General features: G+C 67.4%; 1 protein-coding gene. It reads left to right on the forward strand.

Features of this window, described 5'->3' with window-relative positions; all coding sequences use genetic code 11:
* On the forward strand, positions 1-405 hold a 405-nt coding region (locus AC0IYH_RS29560), incomplete at both ends, for a glycosyltransferase family 2 protein (protein ID WP_471837616.1).

Below are 405 nucleotides of genomic sequence, written 5' to 3' on the forward strand. Positions count from 1 at the left end.
GTCGAGATCGTTCGCGGCCTGTGCGCGGCCGATCCGCGCGTCCGCCTGATCGTCAACACGCGCAATTTCGGGCAGATGCGCTCCCCGACGCACGGCATCTTCCAGGCGCGCGGCCGGGCCGTCGTCGGCATGTGCGCCGATTTTCAGGACCCACCGGAGTTGCTCGGCCGCTTCGTGGAGCGGTGGCGCGCCGGGTTCGATATCGTGCTGGGCGTGCGCGAGCAGGGGCAATCGACCTTCGTGTTCGGCTCGCTCCGCCGTGTCTTCTACTGGTTCGCGGGCAAGGTCGGCGAGTACCGGATTATCTCCGACGCGACCGGCTTCGGCCTTTACGACCGCAAGGTGGTGGACGCGATCGCATCGTTGCGCGAGCCGGAGCCGTTTTTCCGCGGGATGCTGGTAGAG

The sequence above is a fragment of the Pseudomonas sp. AC463 genome, from assembly GCF_979253585.1.